The organism is Rhodoblastus sp. (assembly GCF_052145335.1).
Lineage (GTDB): Bacteria > Pseudomonadota > Alphaproteobacteria > Rhizobiales > Beijerinckiaceae > Rhodoblastus.
The window spans coordinates 1-13,650 of record NZ_JBKQOU010000289.1 but is presented as its reverse complement, the minus strand read 5'-3'; the positions used below and the strand labels follow the sequence as shown (position 1 = coordinate 13,650).

At 62.8% G+C, this 13,650-nt stretch carries 11 protein-coding genes; 4 read left to right on the top strand and 7 right to left on the bottom strand.

Going from position 1 to position 13,650, the window contains the following annotated elements; translation table 11 throughout:
* The first annotated feature begins 552 nt into the window (after positions 1-552).
* Positions 553-1,809 (top strand): TCR/Tet family MFS transporter, encoded by a 1,257-nt coding sequence (locus tag ACLP2E_RS17930; RefSeq protein WP_442466713.1) that lies wholly within the window; start codon positions 553-555, stop codon positions 1,807-1,809.
* Positions 1,810-2,314: 505 nt separating this feature from the next.
* Positions 2,315-2,602: a hypothetical protein gene (locus ACLP2E_RS17925; RefSeq protein WP_442462354.1), complete on the top strand. Its 288-nt coding sequence runs from the start codon at positions 2,315-2,317 to the stop codon at positions 2,600-2,602.
* 99 nt (positions 2,603-2,701) lie between these two features.
* On the opposite strand, the gene ACLP2E_RS17920 is transcribed toward ACLP2E_RS17925, so the two are convergent.
* Both ACLP2E_RS17920 and ACLP2E_RS17915 read right to left on the bottom strand, forming a co-directional pair.
* Positions 2,702-2,905, bottom strand: coding sequence for a hypothetical protein (locus ACLP2E_RS17920; protein WP_442466712.1), 204 nt, complete (start codon positions 2,903-2,905; stop codon positions 2,702-2,704).
* A 219-nt stretch (positions 2,906-3,124) separates the two neighbouring features.
* Complete coding sequence (locus tag ACLP2E_RS17915) at positions 3,125-5,647, bottom strand: arylsulfatase (RefSeq protein ID WP_442462356.1); 2,523 nt, start codon at positions 5,645-5,647, stop codon at positions 3,125-3,127.
* Between the two features lie 448 nt (positions 5,648-6,095).
* Between ACLP2E_RS17915 and ACLP2E_RS17910 the strand changes: the two genes are divergently transcribed.
* Positions 6,096-8,192, top strand: a complete 2,097-nt coding sequence (locus ACLP2E_RS17910) for a hypothetical protein (RefSeq protein WP_442466711.1) — start codon at positions 6,096-6,098, stop codon at positions 8,190-8,192.
* Positions 8,193-8,363: 171 nt separating this feature from the next.
* Here the strand turns inward: ACLP2E_RS17910 and glnA are convergent, their stop codons facing one another.
* From glnA to ACLP2E_RS17890, 4 genes are all read right to left on the bottom strand, one after another.
* Positions 8,364-9,773 (bottom strand): type I glutamate--ammonia ligase, encoded by a 1,410-nt coding sequence (gene glnA / locus ACLP2E_RS17905; protein ID WP_442462358.1) that lies wholly within the window; start codon positions 9,771-9,773, stop codon positions 8,364-8,366.
* Positions 9,774-9,836: 63 nt separating this feature from the next.
* On the bottom strand, positions 9,837-10,175 hold the full coding sequence (locus ACLP2E_RS17900; RefSeq protein ID WP_442462359.1) for a P-II family nitrogen regulator: 339 nt from the start codon (positions 10,173-10,175) through the stop codon (positions 9,837-9,839).
* A gap of 242 nt (positions 10,176-10,417) precedes the next feature.
* Positions 10,418-11,287, bottom strand: a complete 870-nt coding sequence (gene sseA / locus ACLP2E_RS17895) for a 3-mercaptopyruvate sulfurtransferase (protein WP_442462360.1) — start codon at positions 11,285-11,287, stop codon at positions 10,418-10,420.
* An 83-nt stretch (positions 11,288-11,370) separates the two neighbouring features.
* Positions 11,371-12,384, bottom strand: a complete 1,014-nt coding sequence (locus tag ACLP2E_RS17890) for a cysteine synthase A (RefSeq protein ID WP_442462361.1) — start codon at positions 12,382-12,384, stop codon at positions 11,371-11,373.
* 175 nt (positions 12,385-12,559) lie between these two features.
* Between ACLP2E_RS17890 and ACLP2E_RS17885 the strand changes: the two genes are divergently transcribed.
* Complete coding sequence (locus ACLP2E_RS17885) at positions 12,560-12,928, top strand: hypothetical protein (protein WP_442466710.1); 369 nt, start codon at positions 12,560-12,562, stop codon at positions 12,926-12,928.
* 31 nt (positions 12,929-12,959) lie between these two features.
* On the opposite strand, the gene ACLP2E_RS17880 is transcribed toward ACLP2E_RS17885, so the two are convergent.
* On the bottom strand, positions 12,960-13,650 hold a 691-nt coding region (locus ACLP2E_RS17880; RefSeq protein WP_442466709.1), incomplete at its 5' end, for a cryptochrome/photolyase family protein.

Here is a 13,650-nt window from a genome sequence, read left to right as displayed (position 1 = left end):
GGGGCGCCGGCGCACCGGCTCCAGCCCCTCCAGCACCTCGATCGAAGAGGCGTTATAGTCGGCTTCGCCCGGCGTGCCGTTTTGCGGCTTTTTCAGTTCGACAGCGGGCTTTTTGTCCCGGACGGCTCTGCCGGCCGTCGAAGGGGGAGCGCCAAAAAGATCGGAATTGTCAGCCATGAGCCCTGTTCGGATTCGTGCATTCGAGTGGCGTTCCTTAACATGAAATCGCGCAGGATGTGAACAGAACGAAAACAATTTTTCGCGGCCTGTGGATTTCCATGCTATGGCGACAAAAAAGCGCCGCCATTTTCAGGCGGCAGCTCCGGATAGCCGGAAACGCGGCGTTTCGAGGCGCGGGCAGCGCCGCCCATCCGGCGTGCGCGTCACCCGGCGCTTAGCGGAATCCGGTAGGCGCGATCTGGCCGGCATCTTGGTCATCCGAGTAATTTGAAATGAATTTCATTTGCCTCGACGACCGTCGACGCGTTAGAGCGGGCGTCTGTTCAACGCGCGAAAAATCGCGCCGGGCGCGTGGGTCGGAGTCGCAAGCGAATGGCGTTGCAGAATTACAAGCCGGGCAAGGCGGCTTTCATCTTCATCTTCATCACGGTCGCCCTCGACATGATCGCTCTCGGCGTGATGATTCCCGTCCTGCCGAAACTGATCGTTTCCTTCGAAGGCGGCGATTTCAGCAACGCCTCACGCATGGTCGGCTATTTCGGCATCGCCTGGGCTTTCATGCAGTTCATGTGTCAGCCGCTGCTGGGGGCGCTGTCCGACCGGTTCGGCCGACGCCCGGTGGTGCTTCTGTCCAATCTCGGCCTCGGCCTCGATTATGTCGTCATGGCCCTCGCCCCGACACTTGGCTGGTTGTTCGTCGGCCGGCTGATCTCGGGCGCGGCCGCGGCGAGTTTCTCCACCGCCAGCGCCTATATCGCCGACATCACTCCGGCGGAAAAGCGCGCCGCCCGCTTTGGCATGCTGGGCGGGGCTTTTGGGCTCGGCTTCGTGCTCGGGCCGGCGATCGGCGGCTGGCTCGGCCAGATCGACCTGCGACTGCCGTTCTGGGGCGCGGCGGGCTTTTCCCTGCTCAATGCCTGCTACGGCTATTTCGTGCTGCCGGAGTCGCTGGCGCCGGAAAACCGCACCAGGAAAATCGTCTGGCGGACAGCGCATGTGATGGGTTCGCTGCGCTTCCTGTCGCGCGATCGGTCCCTGTCGCTGCTGGCGGTGGCGGTGTTCCTGTCCTATCTGGCGCATGAATCGCTGCCCAGCCTGTTCGTGCTCTATACGGATTATCGTTATCACTGGGACGCGCGAACCACCGGCATGGTGCTGGCGCTGGTCGGCATAGCCCAGACGGTGGTCGCCGCCGGTCTGGTGAGGCAGGCGGTAAAGAAAATCGGCGAGCTGCCGACGGCCTTCGTCGGGCTGGCCTGCGGCATAGCCGGGTTCATCGCCTATGCTTTGGCGCCGACCGGCTCGGCCTTCGTCGCCGCCCTGCCGCTGGTGGCCTTGTGGGGCTTGACCGGTCCGGCCTTTCAGGCCCTGGCGACGCGGCTCGCCGGCGTGTCGGAGCAGGGCGCCCTGCAGGGCGCGCTTTCCAGCCTTCGCGGCGTTTCCGGCATGATCGGCCCGATTACCTTCACCCAGATCCTGGCCTGGGAAATCGCTTCCGGCCGCAGTCCCGGCGGTAGTTACGGCCTCGCCGCGCTTCTGCTGGCGTTGAGCCTCGTAGCGGCTTTGGCTGTCGGTCGCGCGAAAGCCTCTTCAAACGAAGTGGCCGCCGGTTCGGTAAAGAACCGATAGGTCCGCGTTGGCGAGCAATTGGTTCCCTGTCCCCGGAGTCCGGCCTGCAAAAGGTGAAAGTGAAAATGGCGCGGAAAAACCCCGATTATCCGAACAGAGAATGTTCGTGATATGTTCCACGTGAAACGCTTCGTGGGTCCGGGTTGGCGCCATTGCGCTCCTGTCGTTGAAATCACATGATTTTCTAGAGCTCGCCCGCGGTTAGCGCGGGAGCCGGGAAGCTTCGCGTAGCGCGGCGGTCATAGACAACCTCGCGGTTGAGCGGAGGAAAACAGGTTCGAAACGAACGAAAAAGAGCGGAAAACTGCGCAAATTCGCGCAAAATATCCCGAAATTAGAACGTTTTTTCACGTTTTTTGCACACGTGGCGCGTTGCAATTTCCATACAACCCAAGCGAGATCCATCCCGCGTGACGTAAGGCGTCGCATAAAACCCCGTCTGGCGGTTCGATAGCTTTCCCCCATATAGGGCCTTGGGGATCCTCTACGGCGAAAGTTTTCAAACATGCGTATCAAAACCGGATCGGCTGCCGCCGTTGCGGCGATTGTGCTGGCTTCAAGTCTCGGGCTTCCCGGCGAGGCGCAGGCCAAGGGCTGCATTCGCGGCGCCATCGCCGGCGGCGTCGCCGGCCATTATGCCGGACATCATGCGGTCACCGGCGCGGTGGCGGGCTGTATCGCCGCGCACCATTATTACAAGCAGAAAAAGCTTCAGGAGCAGAAGGCGCAACAACAGCAGCCAGCCTCACCTGCGACTGCGCCCGTGCAGCAGCCAAGCTCCAATACATACTGATCGCCTGTGCAAGCGGCGATGACAAAAAAAGCTCGCGGACCGAAATCCGCGAGCTTCTTGTCTCAAGGCCGCGCGCCGGCGCGCGGCAGGCCAAAGGCTTCAGCGAACCACGCGGCGGCGAGCGACAGGCCGCCGAACGGTGGTGCGACGCACCACGACGACGGGGGTCACGTCCACCGAACCATTGGTCGAGGACAGGGTGACCGCGCGCGAGGCGGCGATGGGGGCGGCGCCGGCGACCGGCGCGAAGCCGACGAGGGAGGCGGCGAGGGCAAGGCCCAACACAATCTTGTTACGGGTCATAGGCTTGGCTCCATTTTCCTGCATTAAGCCTGTAACGGCTCATTTTGCACGAGATGCCCAGGCCATGGCTCCCGCACGCCCATGCCCGCCTCCCTGGTCTCACTCGGGAGGCGGGCAATCGCAACGCCGAACCTGTCACTGGCCGGCGACTATTTGATGACCCCTATTTGGCGTCGGCCGCAATCGGCTTCGCTGTTGCTCGGGCGGGGCGCGACGCGCTCAGTCGGCCCTCGCCTTTTCCTTCATCGCCTCCTCTAACGCCTTGATATCGGCCGGCGACAGTTGCGGACGATCGATCTTGATCGTCAGCTTGTTGAGCTTGGCCGTCAGCGGGAACGGCGGCTTGTAGTCGGCGTCGTTCACGCCGGTCAGCGTGTCGGAGCCGATGTCGAAGGACTCGTCCCATTGCAGGATCATCGGCAGCGTCTTCGGCATCTGCTTGCTGTCGACTTCCCTGCCGTCGACCTTCAGCGTGCCCGTTCCCGGGCGCCCCAGGCCGCTGAAGTTGTTGAACGCCAGCGTGCCCGCTCCGAGCCCGTCATACTTGAAATCGAACTCGACCGTGTGCCTGCCGGGGGTCAGCGCCTCGGTTCCTTCCCATTTGATGCGCTCGAGATCGACCAGGTTCCACAGCCACACCGGCTTGCCCTTGAGCAGGTAGAAGCCGTAGCCGCCGAAGCGGCCGCCCGAGGTCACGATCACGCCCTCGCCTCCATCCTGCGGCACGTCGATGTCCGCAGTGAACGTATAGGAGGCGTCGAGGATGAACGGCGAGTCGCCCTGCGGCAGCCCGGTCATCGGCCGAGTATAGACGAACTCCGTGCGGCCGGCGGTGATGTTCGGACGCGGCGCGACGATGCGCGCGGCCACCGACGCGTCGAGCGGGAAGACCTGGTACTTCTTCGCCTCGGCGATAAACTTCGTTCTCAGTTCCGCGACCTTCTCCGGATATTTCGCCGCGACGTCGTCCGTCTGGTTCCAGTTCTCGTTCAGGTTATAGAGCTGGAAGACCTGGTTGTTGAGCGGGTCCGGATTGGCGGGGCCGAACGCCTGCCAGGGCGCGCGGTTGACCTTGGTCGAGAGCAGCCAGCCGTCGTCGTACAGCGCCCACTGCCCCATCATCTCGAAATATTGCAGCTTGTGCCGCGACGGCGCCTTGGCGTTCTTCTCGTCGAAAGTATAGAGGAAACTCGTCCCTTCCATCGGGACCTGCTTGATTCCGTCGACAACTTCGGGCTCCGCGATGCCTGCGGCCTCGAGAATCGTCGGGGCTACGTCGTTCACATGCATGAACTGGTCGCGAACGCCGCCCTTGTCCTTGATGCGCGCCGGCCACGACACGACCATATTCTGGTTGATGCCGCCGAGTCGCGACGCATTCTGCTTGAACCAGTCGAACGGCGTGTCGAAGGCCCACGACCAGCCCGCGGACATGTGGTTATAGGTATATTGCGTGCCCCAGACGTCGTAGAACTTCATCTGTTCCTCGACCGGCATCTCGCTGACCCCGTTAAAGAAGGCGACTTCGTTCGGGGTCCCGAGCGGCCCGCCTTCGGCGCTGGTGCCATTGTCGCCGTTGATGTAGATGACCAGCGTGTTGTCAAGCTTGCCGAGATCCTGGAATTGCTGGATCACCCGCCCGATTTCGTGGTCGCTGTAGGCGGCGTAGGCTGCGAACACCTCGACCTGACGGATGAACAGCTTCTTGGCCTCGGGGCTGAGTTCGTCCCAGGGTTTTAAAATGTCCTTGGGCCAGGGCGTGAGCGTCGCGTCCTGCGGGACGATGCCGAGCTTCTTCTGGTTGGCGAAGATTCGCTCACGCAGCTTCTCATAGCCGTCGTCGAAGAGGTGCATGGCGCTGATCTTGTCCACCCACTCCTTGGTCGGATGGTGTGGCGCATGCGTGGCGCCGGGCGCGTATTTGATGAAGATCGGCTTGGAAGGGTCGGTCTGGTGGATACGCGTGATGTAGTCGATGGCGTCGTCGGCCATCGCCGTGATCAGGTTCCACTGCCCTTCCTGTCCCTTGAACGGGTAGATCTGCGTCGTGTTGCGGAACAGGTTCGGCTCCCACTGGTTGGCGTCGCCGCCGACGAACCCGTAAAAATACTCGAAGCCCATACCGGTCGGCCACTGGTCGAACGGCCCGACCTGGCTCGCGGCGAAGGCCGGCGTGTTGTGGTCCTTGCCGAACCACGCGGTCGAATAGCCGTTGTCGAGCAGGATACGGCCGATGGTCGCCTTTTCCTTCGGGATGATCGAATTATAGCCCGGGAAGCCGGTCGACTGCTCGGAGATCACGCCGAAGCCCACCGAGTGGTGGTTGCGGCCGGTGATCAGCGCGGCGCGCGTCGGCGAGCACAGCGCCGTGGAGAACATGCGCGTGTAGCTCAAGCCCTCCTTTGCGATGGCGTCCATCGTCGGCGTCGGGATCACCCCGCCGAAGGCGCCGGGCATGCCGAAACCGGAGTCGTCGGTAATGATCAGCAGAACATTCGGCGCGCTCTTCGGCGGCGTGACGCGCGGCGCCCACCACGGCTTCGACTGCAGGGCGTCATCCTTGATCACGCCACCGAACTTCGGGTCGGGCGGAGGAAGCTGCTTGCCGTCGATGGTGGTGGTGGCCTCGGGCGAGCCGGGGACGCCGGTGGTCTGTTGCGCCAGCGCGGGCAGGGCCCCCAGCAGCGCCGCGCCGAGCAGCGCCGGGGCGGCGACACGCCCCCAATCCGTCAATCGCTTCATGGTCGAAGTCTCCGTGGCAAATCGCTTGATGGCTTCGCGCCAAATGGCCCGCATCGAGGAGATCGATTTTCAGCGGCGGTCATTTTGCGCCAAGTCCTTACGATGTGGTCGGTGGAAGGAAACAGCATGACCGCCTGGGCGCGAGCGGGAACCCGCAACCGGAGTCGGAGGTTGAGCATAACGGATTGAGCGCGGGACGGTAGAAGAACCTCGCGCAGCAGGAGTTCTACTATTTGTCAAGACGGCGTTGCATCAAACTGTAGCAATAGGGCGGTTTGACGCGGCGGCGACCGACGCGCCGCGCCCGAGGATCGCGACGCCGTTTCGCCCGTCGAACCCGCGTGTACATCGTTCGAAACTCAGTTGGCTTTGCCGCTACGAGCCGATTTCGACCAGCGCCGGTCGATGTTCGAATTTGATCGGAGATAACTACAAAGCGGGGTGTTAGATGCGCAAAATACGCAAGTTGAAAATAGCCTCTCTACTGTTTACCGGAGTCACATTCAGCTTGGCTTGCGGCGCAGCGGCGGCCGATGCTCTCGAAGGGCTAGTGCTCGCCGGAGGCCAACCGGTCGCCAACTCGACCGTGACGCTTTGGGCGGCGAGTTCCGGCGCCCCCCAGCAGATTGGGCAGGCGCGCACCGACGCTGAGGGACGTTTCACATTCGGCTCGACCGGCGCTCCCGGCGCGGACGCCTCAATTTATTTGATCGCCAAAGGGGGACATTCGTCCGCCGACAAGACCGGCGGCGACAATCCGGCGCTGGCGCTGATGACGGTTGCGGGTGGAAAACCGCCGTCGCATGTCACGATCAACGAAATGACGACCGTCGCTTCGGTCTGGACCCATGCGCAATTCATCGACGGCGCCGAGATCAGGGGTCACGCCCTCGGCCTGCGCATCGCCGCCGGCAATGTTCCGAATTTCGTCGATCTGCAAACCGGCGGATATGGCGAGGCCATAGCGGGTCCGTTGAACAGCTCACAGACCCCGACCCTGGCCAATTTCGCCACCCTGTCGAACGTGCTCGCGGGCTGCGCCACTCGGGTAAAGGCGGAGGCCTGCGACAGTCTGTTCGCGGCCGCCACGGGGCCGGACGGCAAGGCGCCTGCCGATACGCTCTCGGCGGCTCAGTCCATCGCCCGCGTCCCCTGGCATAAGCCGGAAAAAATCTTCGCCCTGCTGGAGGATTTCTATCCCGTCGACAAGGATCAATCCCAGCTGCGGCCCGCGCCTTTCACGCCCTATCTGAGCTTCGCCCCGAGCGCCTGGGTTTTGCCGCTGAAATTCTCGGGCGGCGGCTTGAGCGGCGGCGGCAAGCTGATGTTCGACAGTCAGGGCAATGCCTGGGTCGCCGATAATTTCATGGTCGGCGCCCAGAACCAGGACGCGTTGTGGAGGGGCGGCCTCTCCAAATTCGCGCCCGACGGCAAGCCGCTTTCGCCCGCCGTCAGCGGCTTCACTGGCGGCGGCCTGCTGGGACCCGGTTTCGGCCTGGCCATCGACGCCCACGACAATCCATGGTTGACCAGTTTCGGCGGCAACACGACCGTCTCTGTGTTCGACAACAGCGGCAAGCCGCTCTCGCCGCCGGAGGGCTATAATTTCGACGGCAAGATCAGCAAGATGCAGGGCATCATCGCCACGCCCGGCGGAGACATATGGGCCATCGACACGATGAAGTCCCAGGTCGTCCGTTTCCCCAAGGGAGATACCTCCAAGGGCGAACTCCTTTGCCAGAACCCCAGTTCGGATCCCCTTAAAAATCCCTGCAAGCTCCTGACACCCTTCGCAGTCGCGGTCGATCAGAACAGCAACATTTGGGTCACCAACTTTCTCGCCGACCACGTCACGCGCTTTCCCGGCGGCGACGTCACCAAACCGGAGACCTTCAAGACCGGCTTCTCCAGCAGCGGCCTCGCCGTCGACAGCCTTGGCAATGTGTGGATCACCAACAAGCTCGGCAGCTCCGAGTGGGCTCGCCTGAAAACGCTGGAAATGGCCGTCGCGGGGAAGGTCAATTACGACGGCGACCGCGACGCTTCCAGCAGGATCACCCGCGTTCTGGTTGCCGCCATGGTCGAACAGAAGCCCGGCTGGGAGGGCGGCAGCCTGACGGTCCTGCACCCCGACGGCAGCGAGGCGGCGTTCTCGCCAGTCTATGGCAAGGGCATTTATGGGCCGTGGGCGGTCTCGGTCGACGGCAACGACAACATCTGGGTTTCGAACTTCACGAGTTCGGCGGCCGGGATCGTGCAACTCTGCGGCTTCCGCACCGAGAATTGCCCGTCTGGCATCAAGACCGGCGACGCGATTTCGCCTCCGGGCGGCTATGTCGGGGGCGGCTTGCAGTTACAGGTCGACGTCGGCATCGGGCCGGCCGGCGACGTCTGGGTGACCAACAATTGGCAGGATCACGCTTCCTGTTTCGGCAAACCCGACGAGACCGTTTCAACTCGCTGTGCCGGCGAGGGCGTCGTGGTCTTCTTCGGCATGGCCAAGCCGGTGCAAACGCCGCTCGTCGGCCCGCCCCGGCAGCCCTGATCTCGCTCGTCATCGCGGCGGCCGTCCGAGCCGAATTGGCGCGCTACGGCCGCCGCGATGGTGTGCGTGACTGCTTCGAACAAAAGGCGCCTCTGCCGTTGGCGTTCCGGCGAAATCGGGCGCAAAAAAGGGCGGCCCGAGGGCCGCCCTTCGTCTTACACTGAGCAAAAATCAGCAGGAATAATACATGTCGAATTCGACCGGATGCGGGGTCATTTCCATGCGCATCACTTCCTGCATCTTCAGCTCGATATAGCTGTCGATGAAGTCGTCGTTATAGACGTCACCGGCCTTGAGGAAGGCGCGGTCCTTGTCGAGGCAGGTCAGGGCGTCGCGCAGGGATCCGCAGACCGTCGGGATCTTCTTCAACTCGCGCGGCGGCAGATCGTAAAGATCCTTGTCCATCGCGGCGCCCGGATCGATCTTGTTGACGATGCCGTCGAGGCCGGCCATCAGCATGGCCGAGAACGCCAGATAGGGGTTCGCCGCCGGATCGGGGAAGCGGACTTCGACGCGCTTGGCCTTCGGGTTGTTCGACCACGGAATACGGCAGGAGGCCGAGCGGTTGCGCGCCGAATAGGCGAGCAGGACCGGGGCTTCGTAGCCGGGAACCAGGCGCTTGTAGCTGTTGGTCGAGGGATTGGTGAAGGCGTTGAGCGCCTTGGCGTGGCGGATGATGCCGCCGATGTACCACAGGCATTCCTGGCTCAGGTCGGCGTATTTGTCGCCCGCCATCACTGGCTTGCCGTCTTTCCAGATCGACTGGTGGACGTGCATGCCCGAACCATTGTCGCCGAACACCGGCTTGGGCATGAAGGTCGCGGTCTTGCCGTAAGAATTGGCGACCTGGTGAATGGCGTATTTATAGATCTGCAAATGGTCGGCCATCGTGGTCAGCGTGCCGAACTTCATGCCGAGTTCGTGCTGCGCGGAGGCCACTTCGTGATGGTGCTTTTCGACCTTGACGCCCATGGCCGCCATGGCCGCGAGCATTTCGCCGCGCATGTCCTGCGCCGAATCGACCGGGGGGACCGGGAAATAGCCGCCCTTGGTGCGGACGCGGTGGCCGAGGTTGCCGCCCTCGTAGGGGGTGTCCTGGTTGGTCGGCAGTTCGATAGAATCGAGCACGAAGCCGGTATTGTAAGGGTCGGCCTTGAAACGCACGTCGTCGAAGACGAAGAATTCGGCTTCCGGACCGAAGAAGGCGGTGTCGCCGACGCCGGTGGTCTTGAGATAGGCCTCGGCCTTCTTGGCAATGCCGCGCGGATCGCGGTTATAGGGCTCGCCGGTCATCGGTTCGAGCACGTCGCAGACGATCGACAGGGTCGCGGCGGAGAAGAAGGGATCGACCGTGGCGGTGGAGGGGTCCGGCATCAGCATCATGTCGGATTCGTTGATCGCCTTCCAGCCGGCGATCGACGAGCCGTCGAACATGGTGCCTTCGGAGAACATTTCTTCGTCGACGAGGGCAATATCGAAAGTGACGTGCTGCCATTTGCCGCGCGGATCGGTAAAGCGCAAATCGACATACTTGATGTCTTCGTCTTTGATTTTCTGCAGTACGTCTTTGGCAGTCGTCATTTCAGCGCCTCTTGTCATTGAAGGTGACGTGGAAAAAGGATGGGATTTATCTGGCGGGAGATGTCAGACCGCGTCGGCGCCGGTTTCGCCGGTGCGGATGCGGATGGCGCCTTCGATATTGGAGATGAAGATCTTGCCGTCGCCGATGCGTCCGGTCTGGGCGGCCTTGCGGATGGCCTCGACGGCGCGCTCGACGGCGCCATCGGCCAGAACCAGTTCTATTTTGACCTTGGGCAGGAAATCGACGACATATTCCGCGCCACGGTAAAGCTCGGTATGGCCCTTCTGGCGGCCAAAACCCTTCGCCTCGGTAACGGTGATGCCATGCAGCCCCGCTTCCTGAAGCGCTTCCTTCACCTCGTCGAGTTTGAAGGGTTTGATGATGGCTTCGACTTTTTTCATTCCTGGGCGATTCTCCTGTCAAACACGAGGGCCGAGGGCTCGCCGCCCGACCTCCGCGAATAACCTTAGCGTCATAACATCGCCTCGTGCGACAAGCCAGCGGCGACGCGACACATTTGGCGTCAATTTGCTGCTTATGTGATCATCGGACGCAAATTTTTCCTCGATAAGCAGCCACGCGACGCAGGAAAAAGCCCCAAAGACGCCAAACGCGGCCTTTTGACGCATCGGCGCGGCAAATCTCAAGCCGGTCCCTTGGCCATCGGCAGGTCGGAGCGCAGGCCCCATTCCGCCCAGGAGCCGTCATAGACCGGGACGGCGGAACGCCCCGTGGTCGCCATGGCCAGGGCGACGATGCAGGCCGAAACGCCCGAACCGCAGGTGGTGATGGTCGGTTTCGACGGATCGAAACCGGCGCCCGCGAAAAGCGCCGCCAATTTCTCTGGCGGGAGCAGCCTTCCCTCGACGATCAGGTCGCTCCACGGGAGATTGCGGGCGCCGGGAATATGGCCGGAGCGCAGGCCGGGGCGGGGCTCGAGTTCGTCACCGCGAAAACGCGGGGCGGAGCGGGCGTCGACCAGTTGCGGAGCGCCGGCCACGCCCGCCTTGGCGCTGGCGGCGCGGACATCGTCGAGCGAGGCGACGAGGGCGTGATCGAGCCGGGCGGTGAAATGGCGCGATTGCGGCCGCGCCTCGCCCTCGGCCACCGGCCTGCCCTCGGCGAGCCACTTGGGCAGGCCGCCGTCGAGCACGGCCACGTCGCGCACGCCGAAAGCGCGAAACATCCACCAGACGCGCGCCGCGGAGAACAGGCCGACGCTGTCATAGACCACGATTTTCATGCCGTCGCCGATGCCGAGTTTGCGCACGGCGCTGGAGAAAGCCACCGGGTCGGGCAGCATATGCGGCAGGTTGTTGCTGTTGTCGGCGATGGCGTCGATATCGAAATAGACCGCGCCGGGGATATGACGCTCGAGAAATTCGGCGCCGCCGCTGCGATTGGCGGTCGGCAGGTGCCAGGAGGCGTCGACGATCGCCAGTCCCGGCGCCCCGAGATGTTCGGCCAGCCAATCGGTGGAAACGAGATATTTGGATTCGGCTTCGCCCGGCATGATTTTCTCCCTGAATCGCCCCAAATTATATCTGGGCCGCGTCCAGCGAAACCACTCGTTTCAGCGGAAGGCTATTTTTTGGCTCAAGCGGGGAGTTTTTGCAGCCAGCCCGGAACAGGCAGGTTTTTTTCGCGCAGGAAAACCGGATTATACAGTTTCGACCCGTAGCGCGCGCCCGAATCGCACAGCACGGTGACGATGGTCTTGCCGGGGCCAAGCTCGCCCGCCAGCCGGATCGCGCCGGCGATATTGATCCCGGTGGAGCCTCCCATCAGCAGGCCCTCGTGTTGCGCCAGGTCGAACAGCAGCGGCAGGGCCTCCTCGTCGGTAATCTGGAAAGCGAAATCGATCGGCGCGCCTACCAGATTGGCGGTGATGCGGCCCTGGCCGATGCCTTCGGTGATCGACGCGCCGGAGGATTTCAGTTCGCCAGAGGTGTAATAGGAATAGAGCGCCGCGCCCATCGGGTCGGCCAGGGCGATCTTGATGTCGGGGTTGCGCGCTTTCAAAGCCAAGCCGACGCCGGCGAGCGTGCCGCCGGTGCCGACGGCGCTGACGAATCCGTCGAGCTTGCCGTCGAGTTGCTCGAAAATTTCCGGCCCGGTGGTTTCCTCATGGCCGCGCCGATTGGCGACATTATCGAACTGATTGGCCCAGATGGCGCCATTCGGATTTTCCTTGGCCAGCTTTTCGGCCAGCCGGCCGGAATACTTCACGTAATTGTCGGGATTGGAATAGGGCACGGCGGGAACCTCGATCAGTTCCGCGCCCTGCATGCGCAAAAAGCTTTTCTTTTCATCCGACTGGGTGTCGGGAATGACGATCACGGTCTTGAAACCCATGGCGTTGGCGACCAAAGCCAGTCCGATGCCGGTGTTGCCAGCCGTGCCCTCGACAATGGTTCCGCCCGGTTTCAACTCGCCCTTGTCGATGGCGTCGCGGATAATGGCCAGAGCCGCGCGGTCCTTGACCGAGCCGCCCGGGTTCATGAATTCCGCCTTGCCGTAAATGGCGCAGCCGGTGGCTTCCGAAGCCTGGCGCAATTTGATCAGAGGCGTGTGGCCGATGGCGTCGAGAACCGAATCCGTGACTTTCATGACAATTCCTATGGACTTTTATATCTATGCTAGCGAGCCTGAAGAGAGCCTGCAAGGCCGGCGCCGCTCGCGACCGGCGCTTCGGCTGGAGTGACTTGACCATTGAAACATCTTAAAGCTTGGCGCTGGCGCCGCCTTTGAAAGCGGTGGAAACGCGCGAGCGTGGAGATTGGATTTGAAGACCTTTCGCGAAACAGCGGCTGTCGTTGCCGCGCTCCTGTTTTTTGCCGCCGCTTTCACCACAGGAACGGCGCTGGCCTCCAATGTATCCTGTTACTGGGCGCTCAATTCCGCGTGCGGCCGGGTGACGCCGACTGGCGCTAGCGTCAGGGCCTGTATCGAAACCCATCACAGCCGGTTGTCGCGTTCCTGCGGCGACAGGCTTCATCGCTTTGTCGCCGTCACGCACCGGTGCGAAGCGGACGCGAGGAGATTTTGCGGTCACGTCACGCGGGCTTCCGGCATCCCGTCCTGCATGAATCGCCGGCTCGCCGAGGTCGGCGCCTCCTGCAGAAACGCCCTCGCGGCGGTCGGAGTTCGCTAGGCAGGCGTTGGCCTCCGCCGAAAAAGCCAGTTCAAAAAGACGCTTTGCCGGAAATTTCCTCAAAAGCCGCAAGGGCGCGGCGGCGGGCGAAATCATGGTCGACGAGGGGCAGGGGATAGGTCTCGCCCAGCTTCACCCCAGCCGCTGCGAGCACCGCGGCGGGCGCCGCCCAGGGCCGATGAATGAATTTGTCCGGCAGGCCGGCGAGTTCGGGGCAGAAACGGCGGACATAGGCGCCGTCGGGATCGAATTTCTCGCCCTGCAGCACCGGATTGAAAATGCGGAAATACGGCGCTGCGTCGGCGCCGCAGCCGGCGACCCATTGCCAGTTTGCGACATTGTTGGCCTCGTCGGCGTCGATCAAAGTATCCCAGAACCAGGCCTCTCCCTCGCGCCAGTCGATCAGCAGATGCTTGGTCAGGAACGAGGCGCAGACCATGCGGGCGCGATTGTGCATCCAGCCGGTCTCCCATAACTGCCGCATCCCGGCGTCGACGACCGGATAGCCGGTCGCGCCGCGCTTCCATGCCTTCAGGGCGGTCTCGTCGCTGCTCCAGGGGAAGGCGTCGAAGCGGGAATTGAAATTGCTCCAGGTGAGGTCGGGAAAGGCGTAGAACAGGTGGCGGGAAAACTCGCGCCAGCCCAGTTCCGAGAGAAATTTGTCGCCGCCGGCGTGCGAATCGGCTTCACGATAGATCTGGCGCGGCGAAATTTCTCCGAAA

What these genes read in the sequence shown, in the direction of transcription:
- ACLP2E_RS17930 (WP_442466713.1), top strand. Translation starts at nt 553, where the DNA reads ATGGCGTTGCAGAATTACAAGCCGGGCAAGGCGGCTTTCATCTTCATC.
- ACLP2E_RS17925 (WP_442462354.1), top strand. Translation starts at nt 2,315, where the DNA reads ATGCGTATCAAAACCGGATCGGCTGCCGCCGTTGCGGCGATTGTGCTG.
- ACLP2E_RS17920 (WP_442466712.1), bottom strand. Translation starts at nt 2,905, where the DNA reads ATGACCCGTAACAAGATTGTGTTGGGCCTTGCCCTCGCCGCCTCCCTC.
- ACLP2E_RS17915 (WP_442462356.1), bottom strand. Translation starts at nt 5,647, where the DNA reads ATGAAGCGATTGACGGATTGGGGGCGTGTCGCCGCCCCGGCGCTGCTC.
- ACLP2E_RS17910 (WP_442466711.1), top strand. Translation starts at nt 6,096, where the DNA reads ATGCGCAAAATACGCAAGTTGAAAATAGCCTCTCTACTGTTTACCGGA.
- glnA (WP_442462358.1), bottom strand. Translation starts at nt 9,773, where the DNA reads ATGACGACTGCCAAAGACGTACTGCAGAAAATCAAAGACGAAGACATC.
- ACLP2E_RS17900 (WP_442462359.1), bottom strand. Translation starts at nt 10,175, where the DNA reads ATGAAAAAAGTCGAAGCCATCATCAAACCCTTCAAACTCGACGAGGTG.
- sseA (WP_442462360.1), bottom strand. Translation starts at nt 11,287, where the DNA reads ATGCCGGGCGAAGCCGAATCCAAATATCTCGTTTCCACCGATTGGCTG.
- ACLP2E_RS17890 (WP_442462361.1), bottom strand. Translation starts at nt 12,384, where the DNA reads ATGAAAGTCACGGATTCGGTTCTCGACGCCATCGGCCACACGCCTCTG.